Here is a 24027-nt window from a genome sequence, read left to right as displayed (position 1 = left end):
CGATCAACCCTATCAGGCTAACTATAAGAGTAGCCGTCAGTTTTCGCATAAGAAGCTCCTTAGCGAAGGGATTTCAATATAACGCCGCGCATTTTTGCGTACAACCCTCGGCCGATTGAATCTGCCCATCGCAAGCACGCGCTTCAATGCGAGAAACGATGCGCCGCACGCAGAATAGTCACACTGTTTCGCGCGCAGGCGCTGGCTCGACAGGACATTCTCCTGGGAAGCGCCGTCCATCGTCGATCGACTCGACCAGAAAATCGACGAAGGCCCGGATTGCCGGCACCATGCCCTGCCGCGACAGGAACACCGCGTACAGTTGCGGCGCCGGGAACGTCCAGCCCGGCATCACCGGCGAAAGCTGGCCCGAGCGCAGCGGCGCGCCGTACATCATCTCCGGCAGCGCCGCAATGCCGACGCCGCGCAGCACGGCTTCGCGGATCATCGACAGATCGGCGGTCACGAGGCGCGGCTCGTGTTCGAACTCGTGGCGCGTGCCGTCGGGCGCGATCAGGCGATAGACGTGACGGCCATCGCTCGACGGCGTGTCGAGCGTGTCGAACTGCGCGAGCTCGGACGGCGTGAGCGGCGGCGCGTTGGGCTTGAGCAGCGACGGCGCCGCGACCAGCATCTGTTCCGTGCGCCACAGCGGCCGCGCGACTACGTTCGAATTCGCCGGCGGCTCGGAACGCACGCGCAGGGCGACATCGACGGCATCCTCGAACAGATCGACGACGCGGTTCGTCACGCGCAGCACGACGCGCACTTCGGGATAGCGATGCAGGAACTCCGGCATCACCGCCGACAGGAACGTCTGCGCGATCGTCACCGGCACGCTCACGCGCACGGTGCCGCGCGGCGAATCGCGCAGGCTCTGCACGACGTTGACGGCCGCCTGCGCCTCGGCGAGCATCGCCTGACAGTGCTGGTAGAAGAGCTGGCCGGCTTCGGTAAGCGCGAGCTTGCGCGTCGAGCGCTGCAAAAGCCGCACGCCAAGCGACGCCTCCAGTTCAGACACGCGCCGCGACAGCCGCGACTTCGAAATGCCGAGCACGCGCTCGGCTGCGGAAAAGCCGCCGTTCTCGACGACATGCGAGAAGTACATCAGGTCATTGAGGTCGTGCGTGTCGGCTTTCATATCGTTTCACTGGCGGGACAATCCATTGCGTTCGAACGGCTTTTTCGCGCAAATCGGGCCCATATAATAGCTCTGTGTTTCAAATCTAGCGCTATTCCCCTGATAGCGACGCGAGGTCCCATGAGCACTACCCGTACTATCGAACGCACCCTTCCCGCCCTTCGAACCGTCGAAGGCGGCGGTTTTGTCGTGCATCGCCCGTTTCCGACGCGCCTTCTGATGGATTTCGATCCGTTCCTGCTGCTGGACGAAATGGGCCCGGTCGACTACGCGCCCGGCGAGGCGAAAGGCGCGCCGGATCACCCGCATCGCGGCTTCGAGACGGTCACTTACGTGCTCGAAGGCCAGTTCGGCCACAAGGATTCGGCGGGCCACTCCGGCACGCTGCGCGAAGGCGACGTCCAGTGGATGACGGCGGGCGCGGGCGTCGTGCACAGCGAAATGCCCGATCCCGAATTCACGCGTACCGGCGGCCGCGTGCACGGTCTGCAACTCTGGGTGAACCTGCCGCGCCGCGACAAGATGATCGCGCCGCATTATCAGGAGATCGCGTCGGGGAAAATCCCGATCGCCGTGAGCGAGGACGGCCGGGTGCGCGTGAAGGTGATCGCAGGCGAGGCGCTCGGCGTGAAGGCCGCGATCGAAACCCGCACGCCGATCCTGTACCAGCACTTTTCGCTGCAGCCGGGTGCGTCGGTCGAGACGGCGGTGCCGCGCGATTTCCGCGTGTTCGCCTATCCGCTCGCCGGCGCGGGCTTCTACGGTGCGGACCGCACGCCGGTGCGCGCGCAACAGATGGTGCTCTTCAACGACGACGGCGAGAGCGTCACGCTCGCCGCCGGCGACGAGCCGCTCGAGGTGCTTCTGATCGGCGGCGTGCCGCTGAAGGAGCCCGTCGTGCGCTACGGTCCGTTCGTGATGAACACGGAGGACGAGATCCGTCAGGCGGTGATCGACTACCAGGCGGGACGCATGGGCGCGATCACGCACTGATTGCGTCCACGCGCTGAAACAATCGCGATACGCGAGTCACGCGGCGCGGCACGAACGGCGACATTGCGTCACAATAACCGTTCGCGCCGCGCCGCTTTTTTGTGGTCGATGCGTCGCCTGAACACCCACAAGAGGAGCACTGCATGGCTGAACCGTCCGTGATCGCCACCATCGGCCCGACCGACTATCAGGTTCAACTCGACGACGGCATGCACAAGTGGATCGCCGACGAACCCGAGACGCTCGGCGGCCGCGACACCGGCCCGGCGCCCGCGTCGCTCCTGCTTTCGAGCCTGGGCGCCTGCACCTCGATCACCCTCAAGATGTACGCCAGGCGCAAGGACTGGCCGCTCGACGCAGTGCGCGTCACGCTCTCGCTCGCGAGCACGGCCGAAGGCAGCGTGATCGACCGCAAGATCGTGCTGACCGGCGCGCTCAGCGACGAACAGCGGGAACGCCTTTTGCAAATCGCCAATGCGTGTCCGGTCCACAAGATCCTGAGCGGCGCGATCCGCATCGATACCGGCATCGTTCCGGCCTGAACCGCTTTTGCCCGCCATGAATCCGAGAAGGAACCCGTCGTCTTGAATTTCGAACACCTGATCCAGATCAACGACCCGCTCAATCCGTTCGTCGACTCGCTGACGCGCGAACAGTTGTGGGAAGGCCTCGTGCTGCGCGCGGAACAGCCGCAGCTCTTCGTGATCGGCCTCGACAGTTGCACGATCCTCTCGCGCGAGGGCGACGTGATGGAGCGCGAACTGCACTACGGGCAGGCCATCGTGCGCGACCGCGTGACGCTGAACTCAGGCGCGAGCGTGCGTTACGACATCCTGCCGACGGCGGACCACGTCGGCGGATCGCTGACGATGGCGATCGAGCAGCCCGACGACCTCCAACTCTTCCTGCGTTTCACCTACAGCACGACGCTGCCAGTCGCCGACGACGCCACTGCCAGCGCCGACGCCCACCAGACGCAGGAGATCGTGAAATCGGCGTATCGCGAAGCCGACATCGACACGGTACGGCTCATCCGCCAGTTTGCGCACGGCCGCAGCGAAGAAGGTCCGCTCCACTGAGCTTCCCGGCCGCGGCGCGTAACGCCGCGGCTTAGACTATCAGAAATCGCTTTCGATGAAGAAATCGTTGTTGTAAATAGGAATGGTTATCATTTACTATGAATCCATCGAATCGACGAACGAGCACTCCGACATGACCGACCCCCTGCGCTCTTCCACGCTTCGGCTGCGTCGCCCGGTGGTGCGCGATGCCGCCATCACGCGACCGAAACAGGCAGCTGTGACGACGGTGCATGTTTCGGCGTCGGCGGATCAGGGCAGCGAGCGTTCGGTGCGAAGCGATGCGCTGTTGCAGGGCCATAGTCACATCAGCATCGTCCACAACGGCGAGACCTACCAGTTGCGCGCGACGCGTCTCGGCAAGCTCATCCTGACGAAGTAACACTCGCACAAACGACAGAATTGCAGTACCGGGTATTGTGGGGACCACCTCTCCAAGAGGTGTTTGGCATTAGCCAGCGAGGACGACTTGCACGCGAGAAATTAGACCCCTTCGTGCAAACACCAGCCAGTCGTCGATAGCCAGCGAAGCCGCTTTTTTTGGTTCCCGCGGGTGCGCCGTGCTCTTCTGAAGCACCGCGGCCAGATGAATGAAAACGGCGCGCTTTCCTTCGCGGAAAGCGCGCCGTTTGCTTTGGCGCGAGTGGTTTCGCCGCGCTCAGACGTTTTCGATCTTCAGCGCCGCGATGCCCGCGCGCGCAATCGCCGCATCCTGGTCCGACTTCACGCCCGACACGCCGACCGCGCCGACGATGTCCGTGCCGACCATGATCGGCACGCCGCCTTCGAGCATCGCGGTCATCGGCGCGCTCAGGAACGCGGTGCGGCCCTGCTTGATCATGTCTTCGTAGACCTTCGTTTCGCGGCGGCCGAGCACCGCCGTGCGCGCCTTGCCCGCCGCCATGTCCGACGTGCTCGCGCCCGCGCCTTCGAGGCGGTGCAGATACAGCAGATGTCCGCCGTCGTCGACGATCGCGACCGTCACGTTCCAGTGGTGCTCGTGCGCATGGGCTTCGGCTGCGGCGGCGATGGCCTTGATGTCGTCGTCGGTCAGTACGGGTTTGGTTCTCACAATCGGCTCACAGGTTGGTCAAAAATGGCTAGCGGGTAAAGCCCCAGAACATCAGGTACCACGCGCTGTCCGCGACGGCCAGCGTAGCCACGAACCATACCATCGCCCCCACGCGCGAAACAATACGGGATGCCGCATACCGGCTAGTCACACGCCAGGCGAGCCACGCGCTCCACAGGTTCGCCACGCCAAGCAGGCCGAGCCGCAGATCCGTCACCCACCAGAGCGGCACGTGTTCGGCGCGCAGGAGCCCCACCGTCGTCGCCGACAAGCCGAGGAACACGCCGCATCCCGCGACCGGAATCAGCGCCTGAGTCAGGTGATTCAGGCGCGTCCAGTCGAAACGGCCGAGCATGCGCGTCGCGAGCGCGACGAGCGCGAGCAGCACCGTGCCGTACACGAGCCCCGTCACGACGATATAGCCGATCACCATGCCGCCGTCGAGCCACGAAAAGACGTCGTTCTGTTCCGGATAGTGCGTGAAGAGATACCACGGCGCGTTGGTGTCGAGCGGCCAGAGAATGTCGTGATCGATCAGCCAGGTCGCGAAGACCTGCTTCAGATCGACGAACCACGTGCTTACCGTCCAGTGGAAAGCGCCGATCGCGATGCCGAGCAGGCCGTAGAGAATCAGCGCCGTATCCCACGCGTTCGCCTGCTTGTCGCCCAGATTGACCACTTCGTCCGACGGCGAACGCCACGTCAGCGCGATGGCGTCGCGGTGGCCGCTGCATCGGCCGCACATGTGACAGTCGGAGGCGCCTTTCATGTTGCGCAAGGGCACGAGCGGGGCGCAGTTGATCGGAATCACGCGATGGCCGTGCTCGCCCTCTTTGTACGAACGGCGCCAGGCGTCTTCGTCGACCTTGTAGTGAAACGGCGCGAGGCGCGCCAGCAGCGAAAAGACCCCGTTCACGGGGCACAGGTACTTGCACCAGACGCGCTTCTCGCGCCCATACAGCACGCCGACGATCATCGCCCCGACCGTCGACCCGCCGAGCACCAGCAGCACGGCCTTCGGATACTGATAGACGCTCACCATCTGGCCGTAGATCGTCGTGAGGCCGAACGCCACGAACGGCCAGCCGCCCCAGCGCATCCAGCGCGGGATCGCCCAGCCGCGTCCGAAGCGGCTCGCATATTCCGACAGCGCGCCTTCCGGACACAGCACGCCGCACCACACGCGCCCGAGCATCACCATCGACAGCAGCACGAACGGCCACCAGATGCCCCAGAACACGAACTGCGCGGCAAGCGTCAGGTTGGTCCAGAGATGCGCGGTGCCGTCGGGCAGCGGCATCACGGCCGGCACGAGGATCAGGAAAGCGTACACGGCAACCACGACCCACTGAATGCCGCGGATCGCGCTGCCGTGCCGTTGCATCCACTGTCCGGCTTGGCGCAGCCGGCCCGGCCGTTCAAGGACACTGTTCATGCTGGACGGCCCGCTGCCTTTTGCGCCATGCCCGTCTTCGAACGGCGCAGCAGGAGGAAGATCACGAGCCAGTACGCGGCATAGGCGATCAGGTTCATCCCGGCCGGATGGGCGCGGTAGCCGGTCAGCGTCGCGACGAGCGAGCCGAACGTGGTGGAATCGTCGAGAATGCGCGACGTGTCCCACACCTGGTTGATCACGACCGGCAGGACTTCCATGTCGATCAGCTTGTCGACGCCGGTTTCGAACAGCCCCGCGGCGAGGAACAACAGCATGATTTCGGTGACGCGAAAGAAGATCCGCCACGAGAAATACTTGCCGCCGAGTTGCAAGACATAGAACGTGAGAAACGCCAGGCCAAGGCCGATGATCACCGCCAGATATTGCGACGGCGCGACGTGTCCCGACTGCCCGAAACCCACGCCATAGAGGAACACGGCCGTCTCGCTGCCTTCGCGCGCGATCGCGAGCGCGACCAGCACCGCGATGCCCCACCAGTGGCCGTCCTGCGTGGACTTTTGCAGCGACGCTTCCATGTCGCGCTTGAGCGTGCGGCCGTGGCGCTTCATCCACAGCACCATTTGCACGATCAGCACGCAGGCGACGAGGACCATCACGGTCTGGAAATAGTCCTGGGCGTTGCCCGACAGCACTTCCGTGAAGCCGACGAGCGCCGCACCGAGCGCGACCGCGGCAACGAGGCCGATCCCGACGCCGGCCCACAGATACGGCATGCCGCGCCGCGCATGATGATCGCCGTTCTTGAGCCAGGCATACAGGATGCCGACGACGAGCAGAGCCTCGACGCTCTCGCGCCAGACGATGAAAAGAACCTGACCCATTCAAAATCTCCCAGCCAATTCCGCTTCGCACGCGGCGCGAAGCACTGCGAGCCGCCGTGCGCCGACCACTACTTCGCGACGATCACGCCCTGTGCGGACTGATGAAAATCGTCGAAAAACTTGTACTCGCCCGGGGTTAGCGGCGCGATCACGACAAAAGAGTCGGCGCCCGGCGCCAGCACTTTTTCCTTGCGCAACTGGATGCTCTCGAACTCCGCGGCACCTTTTCCGATGTTGTGCACTTCAATCTTGATGCGCTTGCCCGCCGGCACTTCGATGCGCGCCGGAATCAGCGTGCCGTCGTTCATCTCGAGCTTGAACGTCGGCAGATCGTCCGCGTGGGCGATGCCGGCAACGAGCGCCGACAGCGCGAGCGCGGCCATCTGGGTTTTCACTTTCATGCAGCCTTCCTGAAATGGACGCGTCTCGCATCGAGCAAGGCGCACCGCTAACCGCGCTTAGTACCCGCCCTTCTTGCCGATGCCGGCGAACGGGAAGTCGTATTCGATGGTGAACGGCTTGAACCACGGGCCCACGCCCGTTTCCTTGTCGACGTGACGGCCGAATGCCATGTGGCCCGTCTGCGTCGGCGGCGAAACGTGCAGCTTCAGGTGGTACTTGCCCGGTCCGAAGAGCTTCACGTTGTCGCCGTAGTGCGGGCCGTCGCTCGCGACCATCGCCATCATGTCGCCCTTGACCGATTCCGTCGAACCGACCTTCGTAAGTTCATACGACACTTGCAGATACGGCATCCAGTCGCCTTCGGCGAAACCGGTCGGATTGTTCTTGACCGCGTGGATGTCCGCTTCGAGGTGGATATCCGAATCCGATGCCTTGCGCATCATGCCTTCCGGCGCCATCGTGATCGGTTGCAGATAAACCGCGCCCGTCTCCATGCCGCCTTCGATGTGCTGCTTGCCGATCGGGTACTCGGCAGCCATCGCGGAGGTCGCAGCGGCAAGGGCCAGGGCGGCGAGCGTGCCGCGCATCAAAGTTGAACCCACCATGAGTTATTCCCTTTTCTTATCGATGAATGACACGCGCCGCGCGCCTTGGTTGATCGTCAGCCGACTCGGAACTCGGCCGCCAGAACGACAATGAGAATGAGCACGGAACGTTAATAGGAACCATTCTCAATATTTTTGGAGTGTAGCACCGTTCTATCGACGCAACAATTTGATCCGGCTTACAGCCCTGTTGCGACGGGGGTTTCCGGCGGCGGTGAGTTTTCGATTCGTGTGAAAAAAGCGGCGAATCCGTGGGATTCGCCGCTTTTTGTCGTACCAAAGTGTCGTCAGTTCACACCGGGCACGTGATCGCCGACGTTTGCGCCAAACACGCGCTGCCGCAATAGCGACAATTGGTCGCGCGTCTGCGCTGCCTTCTCGAATTCGAGATTCTTGGCGTGATCCATCATCTGCTTTTCGAGGCGCTTGAGTTCCTTCGCGAGCTGTTTCTCGGACATGTCTTCGAACTTCGCGCGCGTCTGCGCTTCCTTCAGTTCGGCGCGGGCGTCGTCGACGTTGTAGACGCCGTCGATGATGTCCTTGATGCGCTTGGTCACCCCGCGCGGCACGATGCCCATCTTCTCGTTATGCGCGATCTGTTTCACGCGCCGCCGCTCGGTTTCTCCGATCGCGCGCTTCATCGAATCGGTCATGTTGTCGCCGTAGAGAATCGCCTTGCCGTTCACGTTGCGCGCCGCCCGGCCGATGGTCTGGATCAGCGAGCGCTCGGCGCGCAAAAAACCTTCCTTGTCGGCGTCGAGAATCGCGACCAGCGACACTTCCGGAATATCCAGCCCTTCGCGCAGCAAGTTGATGCCGACCAATACATCGAAGCTGCCGAGCCGCAGGTCGCGGATAATTTCGACGCGCTCGACCGTATCAATATCGCTGTGCAGATAGCGCACCTTCACGCCGTGATCGGCGAGAAACTCGGTCAGTTGCTCGGCCATGCGCTTGGTCAGCACCGTGACGAGCACGCGCTCGCCCGCATTGACGCGCGCGTTGATCTCCGAGAGCACGTCGTCGACCTGCGAGCGCGCCGGACGCACTTCGATTTCCGGATCGACGAGACCGGTCGGCCGCACCAGTTGCTCGGCGACCTGGCCGGACGTGCGCTGTTCGTAATCAGCGGGCGTCGCGGACACGAAGATCGCCTGACGCATCTTGCGCTCGAACTCGTTGAACTTGAGCGGCCGGTTGTCGAGCGCGGACGGCATCCGGAAGCCGTAATCGACGAGATTTTCCTTGCGCGCGCGGTCGCCGTTGTACATGCCGTTCAACTGGCCGATCAGCACGTGCGACTCGTCGAGCAGCATGAGGGCGTCGGGCGGCAAATAGTCGACGAGCGTCGGCGGCGGCTCGCCGGGCGCCGCGCCGGAGAAATGCCGTGAGTAATTCTCGATGCCCTTGCAGAAGCCGAGTTCCTGCAGCATTTCCAGGTCGAAGCGCGTGCGCTGTTCGAGCCGCTGCGCCTCCACGAGCTTGCCGTCCTTGTGGAAAAACTCGAGCCGCTCGCGCAGTTCGGACTTGATCGTTTCGATTGCGCGCATCACGGTGTCGCGCGGCGTCACGTAATGCGACGACGGATAGACGGTGAAACGCGGAATTTTCTGGCGCACGCGGCCGGTGAGCGGATCGAAGAGCTGCATCGACTCGATTTCATCGTCGAACAGTTCGACGCGCACCGCCATTTCGGCGTGCTCCGCCGGAAAGATGTCGATCGTGTCGCCGCGCACGCGAAACGAGCCGCGCTGGAAATCGGCTTCGTTGCGGTTGTATTGCATCGCGATCAGGCGCGCGATGATGTCGCGCTGACCGAGCTTGTCGCCGGTGCGCAGCGTCAGAATCATCTTGTGATATTCCGACGGATTCCCGATACCGTAAATCGCCGACACGGTCGCGACGATCACCACGTCGCGCCGTTCGAGCAGGCTTTTGGTGGCGGAAAGCCGCATCTGCTCGATGTGCTCGTTGATCGACGAGTCCTTTTCGATGAACAGGTCGCGCTGCGGCACATACGCTTCGGGCTGGTAATAGTCGTAGTACGAGACGAAATACTCGACGGCATTGCGCGGAAAAAACTCGCGGAACTCCGCGTACAACTGCGCGGCGAGCGTCTTGTTCGGCGCGAAAACGATAGCCGGCCGGCCCATGCGCGCGATGACGTTCGCCATCGTGAAGGTCTTGCCGGAACCGGTCACGCCGAGGAGCGTCTGGAACGAGAGCCCATCCTCGATGCCTTCGACGAGCGTCTTGATCGCCTCGGGCTGGTCGCCGGCGGGCGCATAAGGCTGGTAGAGCTGAAACGGGGAGCCGTCGAACGTGACGAATTTCGATTCGTCGAGGGCTTCGGAAGCTTCGATGAGGGTATCGGACATGAGGAAAACGTAGCCTTCGCCGAGAGCAAACACCTATTCTAGCGGTTCGCGCGGGCGGTCGTGGACGGCGGTCCGGCGTGCGCGGCGCGTGGCCGGGCACCCGAACTTTCGGGAAACAAGTTTTTGAGATGAGGTCGATCGGCCGGATGCCAAGCCCTCGAGGAAGACTCGCGCGAAAACATTCTCGCGACCGATCGGAGCCCCATTTCCGTGCAAATTACGAGGCAAAAAAGCAAAAAACGACGCATTTGGCGCAGTGCCGCCGCCGAAAACGCGTTAGCGATTCGCTACAATGTCGAATTGAGCTTGCCGCGGCACGCTTTCGCTTTTTCGGGCTGTGACCGGCGCGACGCCGTTGAATTCTGCCGCCGGCCGCCTTCGCCCTTCCCGCAGGTCCTTTGCAGCACGTCTTCTCACTACTGCCGAAAAATCATGTCTCTTTTCTCTGCCGTCGAACTCGCTCCCCGCGACCCGATTCTGGGCCTCAACGAAGCTTTCAACGCCGACACGCGCACGACCAAGGTCAACCTGGGCGTCGGCGTGTACACGAACGAAGAAGGCAAGATTCCGCTCCTGCGCGCGGTGCGTGACGCGGAAAAAGCCCGTGTCGACGCTGCGCTGCCGCGCGGTTATCTGCCGATCGACGGAATCGCCGCCTATGACGCCGCCGTGCAGAAGCTCCTGCTCGGCAACGATTCGCCGCTGATCGCGGCCGGCCAGGTCGTCACGGCGCAGGCGCTGGGCGGCACGGGCGCGCTCAAGATCGGCGCGGACTTCCTGAAGCGCGTGAATCCGGGCGCAATGGTCGCGATCAGCGATCCGAGCTGGGAAAACCACCGCGCGCTCTTCGAAGGCGCCGGTTTCGAGGTCGTGAACTACCCGTACTACGACGCCGCGAGCCACGGCGTGAACTTCGAAGGCATGCTGTCGGCGCTCAACGGTTATCCGTCGGGCACGATCGTCGTGCTGCACGCGTGCTGCCACAACCCGACCGGCGTCGACCTGAGCCAGGACCAGTGGCGCCAGATCGTCGACGTGGTGAAGGCGCGCGGCCTCGTGCCGTTCCTCGACATCGCCTATCAGGGCTTTGGCGACGGCATCGAAGCCGACGCGGAAGCGGTTCGCCTTTTCGCGGGCGCGGGCCTGAACGTGTTCGTGTCGTCGTCGTTCTCGAAGTCGTTTTCGCTCTATGGCGAACGCGTCGGCGCGCTCTCGATCATCACGACGGCCAAGGAAGAATCGGTGCGCGTGCTGTCGCAACTGAAGCGCGTGATCCGCACGAACTACTCGAACCCGCCGACGCACGGCGGCGCCGTCGTCGCGGCCGTGCTGGCGTCGCCGGAACTGCGCGCGACGTGGGAACAGGAGCTCGGCGAAATGCGCGAGCGCATCCGCGCGATGCGCAACGGCCTCGTCGAACGCCTGAAGGCGAGCGGCGTCGATCGCGATTTCGGCTTCGTGAGCCGTCAGCGCGGCATGTTTTCGTATTCGGGCCTGACGGCGCCGCAAGTCGACCGTCTGCGTGAAGAGTTCGGCATCTACGCCGTCGGCACCGGCCGCATCTGCGTGGCCGCGCTCAATACGCGCAACCTCGACGTCGTGGCCGGCGCCATCGCGCACGTACTGAAGTAAAGCAACGTTCGTCGTCGATTCCTAGAAATGGCGCCCCGCGATGGGCGCCATTTTTTTTCGTCGGTTTTCAGCGACCGTCGCGATGGATATCGTGTGTCACGAAACGCGATTCGCCGTTCGGCATGTCGAGCCAGTCGCGATGCGCAAGCGATCCGCGAATGTCGTCGAGGCCGCTCGCCCAGTGCTCGCGCATCGTCGAAAGCCCGAACTGATAGTCCTTGTAATGCCCCTCGTACTCCTTGTGGCGGTAGATGAGGTGGATCACGTTGTAGCGCTTCGAGCACGCGAGTTCTTCGGCAAGCCTGCACCATTCGTCGCTCTGGCGTTGCTGCTCCGGAACCTGGTCCAGCACGTGGCGCAGCACGTTCCGATAGCGCTGCGAGCGCTGCATCATGTCGGTGACCATGCGCGTTCGGCTCGAAAACTGAACGTCCTTTACGCGCCCCATCACGTCGACGATGCTGTCCGGCACCGGCCCGCGCGCGCTCCACAAGTCGACCTGGAACGCGAGCGTGTCGCGGCGCGGCGTTGCCATCGCGATTTCATAGAGCGGCGTGTTCGACATGAGTCCGCCGTCCCAGAAGTATTCGCCGTCGATTTCCACGGCGGCGAAACCCGGCGGCAGCGCGCCCGACGCCATGAAATGCTCGGCGCGCAGCCTGATGCGGGTGTTGTCGAAATAGGCGAAGTTGCCGGTCGCGACATTCACCGCGCCGACCGACACCCGCATCTCGCCCGAATTGATGCGCTCGAAGTCGCACAACCGTTCGAGCGTCGCCTTGAGCGGAGCCGTGTCGTAATAGCTGGCCGTCTGCGGCACGCCTGCCGCGAGCGGCGACGGCGGCGGCAGGCGCGGCACGAAAAAACCCTTCTGCCCTTCTACGAGCGCGCCGACCGCCTGCATCGCCGTGAACGCCTTGCGGATCTCGTCGTTGGCATTGAAGAACCAGTGCTCGACGAAGCCCGGCAGCGGCAGCCCGAACGCGGGCTGGCAGATGGTCTCCCAGAATTCCAGCAAGCGCGGCACGCGGTCCTGCGGCGCATTGCCCGCGATGATCGCCGTGTTGAGCGCGCCGATCGAAATGCCGGCCAGCCAGTTCGGGCGGATGCCCGCTTCATCGAGACCCTGATACACGCCCGCCTGGTAGGCGCCGAGCGCGCCTCCGCCCTGCAACATCAACGCGATGGTTTGGTAGGGCGGAAGATCGATGCGGTTGCGATGCGAAGTCGACGCCTCTTGGATACCGCTTCGCCCCGCGTCACGTGGACTCAAAACCGGTTCATTCACTGCCATCCCATGCGCTCCGGTCACTGCATGAACCAACCGTGGCTCACGACGAACGACTGTCCGGTGAGCGCCGCAGTCGGGAACGCCGACAGGAAGAGCACGGTTTGAGCGACGTCCTCGACAGTGGTGAACACGCCGTCGACCGTTCCGCCGAGCATCACGCGCTTGACGACCTCTTCCTCGCTGATGCCGAGTTCCTTTGCTTGCTCGGGAATCTGCTTGTCGACGAGCGGCGTGCGCACGAAGCCCGGACACACCACATGCGAACGCACGTTGTGCTTCGCGCCTTCTTTCGCCAGAACGCGCGCGAGCCCGAGCAGACCGTGCTTGGCCGTCACGTAGGCCGACTTGAGCGGCGACGCCTCGTGCGAATGCACCGATCCCATGTAGATCACCACGCCGCCGCGATCGTCCTTGTACATGTGCTTGAGCGCCGCCTTGGTGGTGAGAAATGCGCCGTCGACGTGGATTGCCTGCATCTTCTTCCAGTCCGAGAACGCGTAGTTCTCGATCGGATTGACGATCTGGATGCCCGCGTTCGAAACGAGGATGTCAACGGAACCCAGCTCTGCCGCAACCCGGTCGATGCCTTCGTTCACGGCTTCTTCGCTCGTGACGTCCATCGCGACGCCGATCGCGCGGCCGCCCTTGCCGCGGATTTCCTCGGCGACGGCGTCCGCACCGGCCTGATTCAGGTCCGCGATGGCGAGCGCCGCGCCCGCATCGGCCAGCGTCAGCGCAATTTGCTTGCCGATGCCGCTCGCCGCGCCCGTGACGACCGCGACCTTTCCGTCCAGCTTCGTGTTCAGTGACATGCGAACCTCCTCGTGGATGACGAATGACAACACGCGACACGCGGTGCGACAAGCTGGCCGAATGGCATAGGCGAACGCCCCGGTTTTGCGCAAAACGTCCTAGGCCATTCGGCCGACTACCGCGCGCCGTTCGATGAGGCTATTGTGCATGAAGCCCGTTACGCGCTGCAGCAACCGGCCGTGGAACGCCAGCTTCCCGACGCAGGACGAATGGAAGCCTTCCGCTACAATGACCGCCCTGCCGCGCGCCGCGCCCGCTCCATCTCTGTCTTTCGGTTCACTCGCCATGCTCAGCTATCGCCACGCCTTTCATGCAGGCAATCACGCCGACGTGCTGAAACACTCGGTCGTCGTTCAGTTGCTGCGTCATCTGGGCCAGAAGGACAAGTCGTACTGGTATATCGACACGCACGCCGGCGCCGGCGTCTATTCGCTGACCGAGGGTTACGCGACGAAAACCGCCGAGTTCGAAACGGGCATCGCGCGTCTCTGGAGCCGCACGGACTTGCCGCCGATGCTCGCGGATTACGTCGACGAAATCCGGGCCCTGAATCCGGACGGCACCCTGCAGTTCTATCCGGGCTCGCCGTATCTCGCGTGGCGCATGTTGCGCGAGCAGGACCGGTTGCGCCTTTTCGAGCTGCACACCACCGAAATCGACGTCTTGCGCCACAATTTCCGCGACGCAGGCCGGCGCGCGATGATCTACGAAGGCGACGGCTTCGACGGCATCAAGGCGCTGCTTCCTCCGCCGCCGCGCCGTGGACTCGTCCTGGTCGACCCGTCTTACGAAGACAAGCGCGACTACGCGCGCACGCTCAACTGCATCGAGGAAAGCCTGAAGCGATTCGCAACGGGCACTTATGCAGTGTGGTATCCGCAGGTCACGCGCCTCGAATCACAGCGCTTCCCCGATCAATTGAAACGCCTGCAGCCGAAGAACTGGTTGCACGTCTCGCTGACGGTGAGCACGCATCCCGCCGACGGCTTCGGTCTTTTTGGCAGCGGCATGTTCATTTTCAATCCGCCCTACACGCTCACGGGCGCGCTGAAAGACGCGCTGCCGTATCTCGTGGAGACGCTCGGGCAGGACGGGAAAGCCGCGTTCAAGCTGGAACATTGCGGCGACTGAAGCCACGGGCCGTGCGTTCAGTGCGGCGTCGGCCGATAAAAACGCGGCGGCTGAGTGGTCTGGTCCGTGGTCTGCGACCCGGGATAAGTGACATACGGCGATACGATGATCGGCACCTGCTCCTGCGGCGGCAGCTCGGGAAGGTTCGCCATGGGCCGCGCCTGGATCATGCCCGGCGCGTTCAGCGGGCCGGTCTGAAGCACGGTGCCCGGCACGCCGCTGTGGATGCCCGTTTGTGTATCGAGAACGAGTGGCTCGCCGCCCGGCTTGGCGAGCGCCGGCGGCACGATGCCGACGATCCATGCCACTACAGCGCCGCCCATCGCGAGGCGCCGCGCGTACCGTTTGCTGGCAGGTATGAGGTTCATGTCGCGAGCCACCGATTCGTTGGACGAAAACGCTTTACCTTACCGTGGTGGCAAGCTTTACGCTAGCGGCTCCTACACCCAAGGAGATGCGATGAAATCACAACTAAAACTGCTTACAGCCTTGACGATTGCATGCGCGACGATGTCCACCGTGTCCGCGCAGACTGCCGCCCCTTCGCACGACGCGATGTCCGGTTCGGGCAAGGACGCGCCTTCCACGGCCGAATTCCGGACTGCCGATCAGTCGATGATGTCCGGCATGTCGAACATCCAGTACACCGGCGACGCCGATCGCGATTTCGTCGCGCACATGATTCCGCATCACGAGGGCGCGGTCGAGATGGCCAAGGTCGAATTGAAATACGGGAAGGACGCGAAGCTGCGCAATTTGGCGAAGGACGTCATCGCGGCGCAGGAGAAAGAAATCGCGTTCATGAAGCAGTGGCTCGCCGCGCATCCGCAAGCGAAGTGACATCGGCTGAAACCGACGCTTCGCAGTCTGCGCCGATGCACGAAAGTGCGGCCCAGAAATGACAAAAGCCCCGCGATGCGGGGCTTTTCAATACTCAGCCGGGGTTCGGCGCCGAGAACTTACAGCGTGTAGCCGTTGGTTTCGAGCGAGCGAATCCGCTTTTCCAGCTGCACGATATCCGACGATTGAGCCAGATATTCTTCGCGACGGCGGCGTTCTGCGGTTTCAAACCAGACGCTGAGTTTTTCGAGCAGATAAGCAAACATGATGTTCTCCAAGGATTGCGGTTGAATCCCCGGCAGTTCGGGTCAGGGATTTCCCTCTAAAGGGTTAACCCGAATTATAGCGAAACTGCACCGTATGTGTTAGTGAAATGCATGAATAACGTGCATTCCGTTTCGGAATGGTGCATGCACCGGATTAAGACAAGTGGCTGTTTTTCTTCATATTTTCTCGATTCTACCGATCTGAAATGCCCCCATCGGGCCAAAAATGCTCTTCTTTGGTGCATGCGCTCTTGCTCACTGCGAGAGGCGCTCCAGGATTGGACAATCTGGACGATCGTCGCCGTGGCAATGGCGCGCAAGATGTGACAGCGTGTCGCGCATTTCAGTCAGTTCCGCGATTCGCCGATCGAGCTCGGCGACGTGTTCCAGCGCGATCGCTTTCACTTCGGCGCTGGCGCGCGCGCGATCCTGCCAGAGCGCGAGCAGCTTGCGGATGTCCTCGACGAGAAAGCCGAGCCGCCGCGCCTGCCGCACGAAACGCAACGCATGCACCTCCTGCGCGCTGTAGACGCGATAACCCGACGCCGTGCGGCCGACCGGCGCCAGTAAACCGACGCTCTCGTAATACCTGATCATCTTCGCCGTCACGCCGGATTCGCGCGCTGCTTCTCCAATGTTCATCGTTGACTCCTAAAAATCATCTTTCGACTCTACACCTTCCAACCATAGGAAGGTATACGATGAGAACAATCGTTGATTTGAAAGGACCGAAGATGACTGAATTCGAAGTTCAAGGCATGAGCTGCCAACATTGCGTCGGCGCCGTCACGCGCGCCATCCAGGAAGTCGATCCGTCCGCGCAGGTACGCATCGATCTCGAGCGCGGCAAGGTGGCCGTCGAGTCGAGCCAATCCGCCGAAGCGCTCAAGGAAGCCATCGACGAAGCGGGTTACACCGTGGTTTCGTCCGCTGGCGCGTGATGACGGGGTCGCGTCTCAAAGTCGCGCTGATCGGCGCGTCGGGCCTGCTTGGACGGGCGGTCGCCAACGAACTCGCGGATGTCGCCGGCTGGCAGGTCGTACGCACGGCGAGGAGCCGCGTCGGGCCGCAGATCGTGAAACTCGATATTCGTGACGACGCCGCGATCTCCGGTTTCATCGCCCGCGAAGCGCCCGACGCGATCGTGGTGGCGGCGGCCGAGCGGCGCCCCGACGTGTGCGAGAACGACCCCGCGCTCGCCCGCGCGCTCAACGTGGATGCGCTGCGCTCGATCGCCCGCGCCGCGCGCGAACGCGGCGCGTGGGTGCTGTCGATTTCGACCGACTACGTCTTCGACGGCACGAAGCCGCCCTATTTCCCCGACGATCCGCCGTCGCCGCTCAACGCTTACGGTCGCAGCAAGCTCGAAGGCGAACGCGCGCTCATCGACTCCGGCGCGAAAGCCTGCGTGTTGCGACTGCCGCTCCTTTACGGCCCGGTGCTCGACTGGAACGAATCGGCGGTCACGAGCCTGACGCCGGCCATCGTCGAATCGGCGAAAAGCGGCGCCGCGCCCGCCACGATGGACGCGTGGGCGACGCGCTATCCGACTTTCACGCCGGACGTGGCCGTCGTGATCCGCCAGATGATCGAGCGCCACGCACGCGGCGAGACGATTGGCGGCATCACGCAATGGTCCGGCGACGAGCCGATGACGAAGTTCGACATCGCCGAGCGCATCGCGCGCGTGTTGAAGGTCGACGCCAGGCTCGTCGCGCAGCGCACGCCCACCGACTCGACCCCGCGTCCGCGCGATTGCCATCTGGATTCCAGCGTGCTCGAGGCGCTCGGCATCGGCCGCCGGACGCCGTTCGATACCGCGATCGCGCAGGTACTCGCAAACTATCCGCGCGCACGGACTCGGGAAACTCAGTGAAAATCGCGGCTCGCAGTGGCGAGGCGCCCGAGCAATCCGCTGTGGTCTTCGAGCCGCTGCGCCACCAGATGCCGTACTTCGCCCTCGCATTGCCAGACGCCGTACACCGCCAGCAGTGACGCGCCGAGCAACACCTTGCGCGCTTTCTCGACGAGTCCCGGCCACACGATCACGTTGATCGCGCCGGTCTCGTCCTCGATCGACACGAAAATCGTGCCGTTCGCCGTGCCCGGCCTCTGCCGCACCGTGACGATGCCGCACGCCCGCGCCGCGCGCCCGTTGCGATAATGCGCGAGTTCGGCGGCGGTCTTAAAGCGCATCTGCGCGAGGCGCGGCCGCAAGAGCGCGAGCGGATGGCGATTCAGCGTTAGGCCGAGACTCGCGTAATCGTCGACGATCTCGCGGCCCTCCGGCGCCTGGGGCAACGCGAGCGGCGCTTCGGCCATCGGCGCGTCGCGCAGCAGTTCCGGCACCTGTTGCTGCGCCGTGACCGCCCACCACGCCTGCCGCCGATGCCCCGCGATGCTCGCGAGCGCGTTGCCGGCCGCGAGCGCGTCGAGTTCGCGGCGCGAAAGCGCGGCGCGGCGCGCGAGATCGTCGACGTCGGCAAACGGCGCGACGCGGCGCGCGGCCATGATGCGCTCGGCCGCGGCCTGCGGAAAACCCTTGAGAAGCTGCAGGCCGATCCGCACGCCCGGCCCGCGGGCCCCATACGCCTTCGACGGCTCGCCGATCCTCGCGGCAAGCCGCCGCGCCGCGCGCCGCACGGTTTTCCTGAGGACTTGCTTCGGCATCGGCGTGCTGTAGAACTGCTGACGGCGCACCGCCATGTCGACGTCGAACACGATCCGCTCGCCGCGCCCTTCCGGCTTTTCGAGCACCGATTCCCAGTCGCTCAGCGAAACATCGGGCGCGAACACGCGCACGCCGTGCCGCTTCGCGTCCTGCACGAGTTGCGACGGCGAGTAGAACCCGAGTGGCTGGCTGTTCAGAAGGCCCGCCAGAAACGCCGCCGGCTCGTAGCGCTTGATCCACGCGCTGACATACACGAGGAGCGCAAAGCTCGCCGAGTGGCTCTCGGGAAAGCCGTACTCGCCGAAACCCTCGATCTGCTTGCAGACACGCTCCGCGAATTCCCGCTCGTAACCGCGCGCCAGCATCTTCGTCATCAGATCGGCCTGATATTTTTCGAGATGACCGCCGCGACGCCAGGCCGCCATTGCGCGCCGCAATTTATCCGCTTCCTCGGCCGTGTAACCCGCCGCGACCATCGCGAGCTTCATCACCTGTTCCTGAAAGATCGGCACGCCGAGCGTCCGTTCGAGCACCGGCCGCAATTCCTCCTTCGGATAATCCGCCGCCTCCAGCCCCTGCTTCCTGCGCAGATACGGATGCACCATTCCGCCCTGAATCGGCCCGGGCCGCACGATCGCGACCTCGATCACGAGGTCGTAATACTTCTGCGGCTTAAGACGCGGCAACATGCCCTGCTGCGCGCGCGATTCGATCTGGAACACGCCGATGGTGTCGGCGTGACAGCACATTTCGTAGACCGCCTTGTCCTCGCGGGGAATGCGCTGCACCGGAAAATCCGGCAAGCCGCGCCTCAACGCGACGAATTCGAGCGCGCGGCGCACCGCCGACAGCATGCCGAGCGCGAGCACGTCGACTTTCAGGAGCTTGAGCGCGTCGATGTCGTCCTTGTCCCACTGGATCACGCAGCGGTCCTTCATCGCCGCATTCTCGATCGGCACGAGCCGCGACAGCTTGTCGCGCGCGATCACGAAGCCGCCGACGTGCTGCGACAAATGCCGCGGAAAGCCGCGCAACTCGCGCGTCAGGCGAATCAGATGCTGCGTGATGTGCGAGTCCTCGCTGAAGCCGGCTTCCGCCAGATAGCCGGCGACCGCCGCCGGCCCATCCCACCACTGCTGCGACTTGCCGATCCGCTCGATCAGCGACGCATCCAATCCCAGGGCCTTGCCGACATCCTTCAGCGCGCTTCGCGTGTGATACGTGATGAGCGACGCCGCGAGCGACGCGCGATGCCGCCCGTACTTGCGATAAATGTACTGAATGACTTCTTCGCGGCGCTGATGCTCGAAATCGACGTCGATGTCGGGCGGCTCGTTGCGCGCGCGCGAGATGAAGCGCTCGACCAGCATGTCCATGCTCACCGGATCGATTTCGGTGATGTGCAGGCAATAGCAGATGATCGAATTGGCCGCCGAGCCGCGTCCCTGACAGAGAATTTTCTGGCTGCGCGCGAACGCGACGATGTCGTAGACCGTCAGGAAGTATTTCTCGTACTTCAGTTCCGCGACGAGCGTCAGTTCCTTGTCGATTTGCGCGATCGTGCGCGCGTCGAGTCCGTCCGGCCAGCGTTCGAGCGCGCCCGCCATGACGCGCTTGCGGAGATAGCTCGCCGGCGTCTCGCCCGCCGGCACGAGTTCTTCCGGATATTCGTATTGCAGTTCGTCGAGTTCGAAGGTGCAGCGCGCCGCGATCTTCAGCGTTTCCGCGATCGCTTCCGGCGGATACAGCGCGCCGATCCGCAAGCGCGTGCGCAAATGCCGCTCGGCGTTCGCTTCGAGCGCGTAGCCGCATTCCGCGAGCGGACGGTTCAGCCGGATTGCGGTCAGCGTGTCCTGCAAAGGCTTGCGCGAGCGCGCGTGCATCAGGGCGCCGCCCGCCGCGACGAGCGGCAGACCGCTCTCCTGCGAGATCAGCCGCGACGACGCGAGGCGTTCGTCGTCGCTGCCGTCCTGCCAAAGCTCCAGCGCGAGCCACGCACGGCCGGCGGCGAAACCCGCGAGCCAATGCGCGCAGTCGAGCGTTTGCGAAAGCGTCGCCGAGCGTTGCGGAACGAGGATCAGCAGGCAATCGGGCAAATGCTTCAGATGCGCGACGTCGCCGCGCAGATCCGTCGCATCGTCCGACAATGCCTCCGGATTCGTGAAATCCTCGGGCGTCAGCCGATAGCTCCCTTTACGTTCACGCGAACGTCCGAGCGAAATCAGTTCCGACAGATTGCCGTAACCTGCGCGATTGGTTGCAAGCGCGATCAGCGTGCAGAACGGCGCGCCGTCGGCATCGGTGAGATTCAGCTCGCTGCCGATGACGAGCTTCAGCATCCGTATTTCCGGCATCGGCTGGCCGGCTTTCGAGGCGGCATCGGCGGCCGCTTTCGCCTGCGCTTCCAACTCCTTGATCGCGCCGTGCGCGCGCACGGCACCGGCGAGCGAGCATTCGTCGGTGATCGCGAGCGCGGTGTAACCGTTTTCCAACGCCGCCTCGGTCAGTTCCTGCGGATGCGAGGCGCCGCGCAGAAACGAAAAGTTGCTGAGGCAATGCAACTCGGCATAGTCGGGCAAGAACGCCGACGTCTTCATGGCACGCGAGAACGCAGATTTTCCGAAGTTCATTTTTCCCGTCACCCGAAAAAACCGTGCAAAAACCAGTCGCCCGACAAGCGCTCGCGATACAGCCAGAACATGCGGCCGCGATCGTCGGAGGCGATGTAGTAATCGCGCTGGACGCCGTTGCCGTCCCACCAGCCGGCTTCGATCCGCTCGGTCCGGCTGATCACCTTCAACGGCCGCCGGTAAAACGGCCGCTCGTTGCGCAACATCAGCCGGAGCGGCGCTTCCAGAATCCACGAGGGCCTCGGTTGCGACGGCATCGCAAGATCCGGCAGGGTAAGCGGCTGTTCTTCTTCGGATGTTTCGGCCGGAGAATCGGTATCGGCGGTTTTGTCCTGCGCGGCGGGTTGCGCGGCTGTCTTCTTCCTGCGTTTGGTCTTCGCCTCCCGCGCCGGCTGGTAGATCTCGACGGCCATCGCCGCCTCCGGCCGATGATCGTCGCGCGCGACGAGTTGCAGCACGTTCTCCGCGCCGAGCCGCGCGCTCAGCCGTTCGAGCAATTGCGCCATCGATTCGCTATCGGCATTCGGCATCGGAAAAAGCGTCTCCGATGGCGGCGCATGCTCGCTGACTTTATCCGCAAGCAGCTTCATTTCGATGACCGGTGCCGCGAGCGCCGTCTGGTTCAGCTTCTCGCGCAAAAGCCAGAGAACGTGGTCGGCGTCGCGCGTCGGGACAGCCCACGCAACCTTCAGCGTCGACGTTTTCGGCGCATGGCGCGCGGCCAGTTCGTGCGCGAGATACAGCGTGAACTCGCTGACAGCCGCGTGATGCGCGCTCAGCCAGCCCGCGAGCTGCAACACCAGCCGGCGCGCGGCGAACAGCAACGCCTCCGCACTCTCGACGCGCGCCTGCAATTCGAGCCGCGCCTCGAACGACGCCGGCGCGCAGAACGCTTCGCGCGGATCGGGCGCCTCACCGTAAGCCTGCGCGACCAGTTGCAGAACGTCGCCGCCAAAACGGCGCGCCACGCCCGCGCGCGGCAAGCGACGCAGATCGCCGAGCGTATTGCAGCCGATCTGCTCGAAAAGATTGCCGTGCGTCATCGCCGAGGGCAGCAGCGACACCGGCAGGACATCGAGAACGCGCGCGAGGGACGTCTCTTTCACGATGCGCGTGCGCCGCAGCACCCGGCGCGTGCGTGCATGCGCAAGCAGCCACGCACCCCACGCGGTGGGCGCGCAACCCATCCGCGACGTAAAGCCGCAGCCTTTCACGGTCGACGTCACCTTCGACAGCAGCGTTTTCATGCCGCCGAAAAGACGCACGCTCGCGCCGACTTCGAGCAACACCGTGTTCGCCTGCGCCAACACGACTTTGGGCGTAAAAGTCAGCAACGCCAGCGCAACGGCTTCCAACGCCTGCGTTTCGAGCCGAACGTCGACGGCGAGCAAGGTCAGCCGCGGCGCGAGCGCGAACGCATGCGAGCGCGTGCTGCCCGGCCGCACGCCGAGCCGGAACGCGATGAGATCCGGCAGCAGGATGCGCGCGTGATCGGAGAGCGCGAAGCACGGCGCGCCTTCATCTTCGATCGACGGGTCCGACGAGATCGTCATTCCAGACGAATTCGAGATCGGTTCCGGTGTCGCCATCGATGGCGGCTTGACTGCTTCTAGCGATAAAAGCGGCAAAGTCACCGCTATCCACAACATGATTGACCTCTCGTGCTTTCTGGCCCGACTTGCCTGGTTTGCCCAGGCGCGCGCGGCGGACGTGTTCGGGCAGCGCCGGCATCTGCAGCGGCAATGGCAGACGAAGCGGCTTTTCCAGCAACGGACCGCGCCGCTTGATGATGTCGATCTCCAGCATGACCTGCTGCATCCACTCCCGGCGGTTCATCGTCTGGGCATCGTCGGGCAGCACGGGCCGGCAGATCATGCGCAGCGGTGCGGCCGAAGATTGCGACGCTGCTTCGATCGGACGAAACAGGAACGCCAGCGCCTGCGATTCCTGCGCCGCCACTTGCAGACGCCGAACGGCTTCCGGACGCACTTTCGGCAGCCAGATCAACACCGCGCCGATGCCCTTCTGCTTCAACGATTGCTCTGCCGCCCAGAGCGCCTGATCGTCGGGCGCCTTGACCCAGAAGAGCTTTTCCGTCTCAATGCCCCACGCGCGAAAAGCCGTCAGAAAAGGCTTCCACGGCGGAGCCACGAAGACCACGGACCGGCCTTTGGTCGTCGTCAACTCGCGAAGCGTGCGCGCGAGCAGGCGCATCTCGCCGACGCCGCTGTCCTCGACGAGCACTTCGGTGAGCACGCCGGTCATCCAGCCTGCGCCGGGCAATACGCGATCAAGCTTCCGATGGCCGCTTGAGACGACGCCGGAATCTGCGTCGCTGAACTGATTGCCGCGCCATAGCTGACGCTGCAATCTCGACGACACCCCGAGTTCAAATAGTGAAATTGCTGCGCCCATGGGTCCCCGCTGCGATACGAATGAAGGGGCCTGCTCGGAGTGCGAGCTGCGTGTGACCTCTCGTTTACTGTATATTTATACAGTACTTTGAGGACGAAGGTAAGCGTGGAAGGTGAGGCGGACTGAAGAGGAAAAGCTGAGCTGGCAGTTGTGGGCCGCTATTAAATGAAAGTCGATAACGATCGATTATTTAATTAATTTTTGAAAACCCTCGAAAATATCCTCTTTTTGAATAGATTTTTTGAGGTATCGAATACCGATCCACAAAGCAAAAAACCCCACCTTTGCGGGGTGGGGTATTTGCTTGTCGCATGAGGAGCCTGACGATTACCTACTTTCACACGGGAGATCCGCACTATCATCGGCGTGGAGTCGTTTCACGGTCCTGTTC

24 protein-coding genes are annotated in these 24027 nt (G+C 63.5%); 9 read left to right on the top strand and 15 right to left on the bottom strand.

Annotation, left to right across the window (positions count from 1 at the left end; all coding sequences use genetic code 11):
- Positions 1-178 precede the first annotated feature (178 nt).
- On the bottom strand, positions 179-1141 hold the full coding sequence (locus tag AWB66_RS25930) for a LysR family transcriptional regulator (RefSeq protein ID WP_087632944.1): 963 nt from the start codon (positions 1139-1141) through the stop codon (positions 179-181).
- Positions 1142-1261: 120 nt separating this feature from the next.
- On the opposite strand from AWB66_RS25930, the gene AWB66_RS25925 reads away from it, so the two are divergent.
- The 4 genes from AWB66_RS25925 (at position 1262) to hemP (ending at position 3595) form a co-directional block, all read left to right on the top strand.
- On the top strand, positions 1262-2134 hold the full coding sequence (locus AWB66_RS25925; RefSeq protein ID WP_087632943.1) for a pirin family protein: 873 nt from the start codon (positions 1262-1264) through the stop codon (positions 2132-2134).
- A 143-nt stretch (positions 2135-2277) separates the two neighbouring features.
- Positions 2278-2676 carry an OsmC family protein gene (locus AWB66_RS25920; RefSeq protein WP_087632942.1) on the top strand — a complete coding sequence of 133 codons (399 nt, stop codon included), beginning with the start codon at positions 2278-2280 and terminating at the stop codon, positions 2674-2676.
- A gap of 42 nt (positions 2677-2718) precedes the next feature.
- Positions 2719-3213, top strand: coding sequence for an SRPBCC family protein (locus AWB66_RS25915; RefSeq protein WP_087632941.1), 495 nt, complete (start codon positions 2719-2721; stop codon positions 3211-3213).
- 133 nt (positions 3214-3346) lie between these two features.
- Complete coding sequence (gene hemP / locus AWB66_RS25910) at positions 3347-3595, top strand: hemin uptake protein HemP (RefSeq protein WP_087633008.1); 249 nt, start codon at positions 3347-3349, stop codon at positions 3593-3595.
- A 276-nt stretch (positions 3596-3871) separates the two neighbouring features.
- Here the strand turns inward: hemP and AWB66_RS25905 are convergent, their stop codons facing one another.
- From AWB66_RS25905 to uvrB, 6 genes are all read right to left on the bottom strand, one after another.
- Complete coding sequence (locus tag AWB66_RS25905; RefSeq protein WP_087632940.1) at positions 3872-4285, bottom strand: GlcG/HbpS family heme-binding protein; 414 nt, start codon at positions 4283-4285, stop codon at positions 3872-3874.
- 28 nt (positions 4286-4313) lie between these two features.
- The gene (locus tag AWB66_RS25900) at positions 4314-5720 is read right to left on the bottom strand and encodes a 4Fe-4S binding protein (protein ID WP_200819067.1); all 1407 of its coding nucleotides are present in this window, start codon (positions 5718-5720) and stop codon (positions 4314-4316) included.
- Positions 5717-6562 carry an FTR1 family iron permease gene (locus AWB66_RS25895; RefSeq protein WP_087632939.1) on the bottom strand — a complete coding sequence of 282 codons (846 nt, stop codon included), beginning with the start codon at positions 6560-6562 and terminating at the stop codon, positions 5717-5719. Before AWB66_RS25895 ends, AWB66_RS25900 begins: the two co-directional genes overlap by 4 nt.
- 68 nt (positions 6563-6630) lie before the next feature.
- Entirely contained in the window at positions 6631-6963 is a 333-nt protein-coding gene (locus tag AWB66_RS25890; RefSeq protein ID WP_087632938.1) for a cupredoxin domain-containing protein, read from the bottom strand.
- 57 nt (positions 6964-7020) lie between these two features.
- Entirely contained in the window at positions 7021-7569 is a 549-nt protein-coding gene (locus AWB66_RS25885) for an iron transporter (protein WP_087632937.1), read from the bottom strand.
- Positions 7570-7856: 287 nt separating this feature from the next.
- Positions 7857-9947 (bottom strand): excinuclease ABC subunit UvrB, encoded by a 2091-nt coding sequence (gene uvrB / locus AWB66_RS25880; RefSeq protein ID WP_087633006.1) that lies wholly within the window; start codon positions 9945-9947, stop codon positions 7857-7859.
- A gap of 432 nt (positions 9948-10379) precedes the next feature.
- Here uvrB and AWB66_RS25875 point away from each other — a divergent pair, with 432 nt between their 5' ends.
- Positions 10380-11579, top strand: a complete 1200-nt coding sequence (locus AWB66_RS25875; RefSeq protein WP_087632936.1) for an amino acid aminotransferase — start codon at positions 10380-10382, stop codon at positions 11577-11579.
- A gap of 67 nt (positions 11580-11646) precedes the next feature.
- Here AWB66_RS25875 and AWB66_RS25870 read toward each other — a convergent pair whose 3' ends face one another.
- A complete protein-coding gene (locus tag AWB66_RS25870; protein WP_087632935.1) occupies positions 11647-12873 on the bottom strand; it encodes a DUF3734 domain-containing protein in 1227 nt (408 codons plus the stop codon).
- Between the two features lie 14 nt (positions 12874-12887).
- Positions 12888-13682, bottom strand: a complete 795-nt coding sequence (locus AWB66_RS25865) for a 3-hydroxybutyrate dehydrogenase (RefSeq protein WP_087632934.1) — start codon at positions 13680-13682, stop codon at positions 12888-12890.
- A 286-nt stretch (positions 13683-13968) separates the two neighbouring features.
- On the opposite strand from AWB66_RS25865, the gene AWB66_RS25855 reads away from it, so the two are divergent.
- Positions 13969-14814 carry a 23S rRNA (adenine(2030)-N(6))-methyltransferase RlmJ gene (locus AWB66_RS25855; protein ID WP_087632932.1) on the top strand — a complete coding sequence of 282 codons (846 nt, stop codon included), beginning with the start codon at positions 13969-13971 and terminating at the stop codon, positions 14812-14814.
- A gap of 17 nt (positions 14815-14831) precedes the next feature.
- On the opposite strand, the gene AWB66_RS25850 is transcribed toward AWB66_RS25855, so the two are convergent.
- The gene (locus tag AWB66_RS25850; RefSeq protein WP_235021237.1) at positions 14832-15182 is read right to left on the bottom strand and encodes a hypothetical protein; all 351 of its coding nucleotides are present in this window, start codon (positions 15180-15182) and stop codon (positions 14832-14834) included.
- Positions 15183-15273: 91 nt separating this feature from the next.
- Here AWB66_RS25850 and copM point away from each other — a divergent pair, with 91 nt between their 5' ends.
- The gene (copM, locus tag AWB66_RS25845; protein ID WP_087632931.1) at positions 15274-15654 is read left to right on the top strand and encodes a CopM family metallochaperone; all 381 of its coding nucleotides are present in this window, start codon (positions 15274-15276) and stop codon (positions 15652-15654) included.
- Between the two features lie 119 nt (positions 15655-15773).
- Here the strand turns inward: copM and AWB66_RS25840 are convergent, their stop codons facing one another.
- Entirely contained in the window at positions 15774-15920 is a 147-nt protein-coding gene (locus tag AWB66_RS25840) for a DUF3563 family protein (RefSeq protein ID WP_087632930.1), read from the bottom strand.
- A gap of 255 nt (positions 15921-16175) precedes the next feature.
- Complete coding sequence (gene cueR, locus AWB66_RS25835) at positions 16176-16562, bottom strand: Cu(I)-responsive transcriptional regulator (RefSeq protein ID WP_087632929.1); 387 nt, start codon at positions 16560-16562, stop codon at positions 16176-16178.
- A 92-nt stretch (positions 16563-16654) separates the two neighbouring features.
- On the opposite strand from cueR, the gene AWB66_RS25830 reads away from it, so the two are divergent.
- Together AWB66_RS25830 and AWB66_RS25825 are read left to right on the top strand one after the other, a co-directional pair.
- The gene (locus tag AWB66_RS25830) at positions 16655-16861 is read left to right on the top strand and encodes a heavy-metal-associated domain-containing protein (protein ID WP_087632928.1); all 207 of its coding nucleotides are present in this window, start codon (positions 16655-16657) and stop codon (positions 16859-16861) included.
- Positions 16861-17796 (top strand): dTDP-4-dehydrorhamnose reductase family protein, encoded by a 936-nt coding sequence (locus AWB66_RS25825; protein WP_087632927.1) that lies wholly within the window; start codon positions 16861-16863, stop codon positions 17794-17796. The genes AWB66_RS25830 and AWB66_RS25825 overlap by 1 nt, the downstream gene beginning before the upstream one ends.
- On the opposite strand, the gene AWB66_RS25820 is transcribed toward AWB66_RS25825, so the two are convergent.
- Genes AWB66_RS25820 through imuA form a run of 3 tightly spaced genes read right to left on the bottom strand, consistent with a single transcriptional unit; the run spans position 17790 to position 23636 of the window.
- Positions 17790-21221: an error-prone DNA polymerase gene (locus AWB66_RS25820; RefSeq protein ID WP_087632926.1), complete on the bottom strand. Its 3432-nt coding sequence runs from the start codon at positions 21219-21221 to the stop codon at positions 17790-17792. The two genes, AWB66_RS25825 and AWB66_RS25820, sit on opposite strands and share 7 nt — an antisense overlap.
- Before the next feature lie 8 nt (positions 21222-21229).
- Entirely contained in the window at positions 21230-22810 is a 1581-nt protein-coding gene (locus AWB66_RS25815; RefSeq protein WP_125469790.1) for a Y-family DNA polymerase, read from the bottom strand.
- Positions 22740-23636, bottom strand: coding sequence for a translesion DNA synthesis-associated protein ImuA (gene imuA / locus AWB66_RS25810; protein ID WP_087632924.1), 897 nt, complete (start codon positions 23634-23636; stop codon positions 22740-22742). The genes AWB66_RS25815 and imuA overlap by 71 nt, the downstream gene beginning before the upstream one ends.
- Positions 23637-24027: the final 391 nt, after the last annotated feature.

Source organism: Caballeronia telluris (assembly GCF_001544495.1).
Classification (GTDB): domain Bacteria; phylum Pseudomonadota; class Gammaproteobacteria; order Burkholderiales; family Burkholderiaceae; genus Caballeronia; species Caballeronia telluris.
Note: the sequence above shows the minus strand (reverse complement) of the source record. Positions and strands in the feature narration are given on the sequence as shown.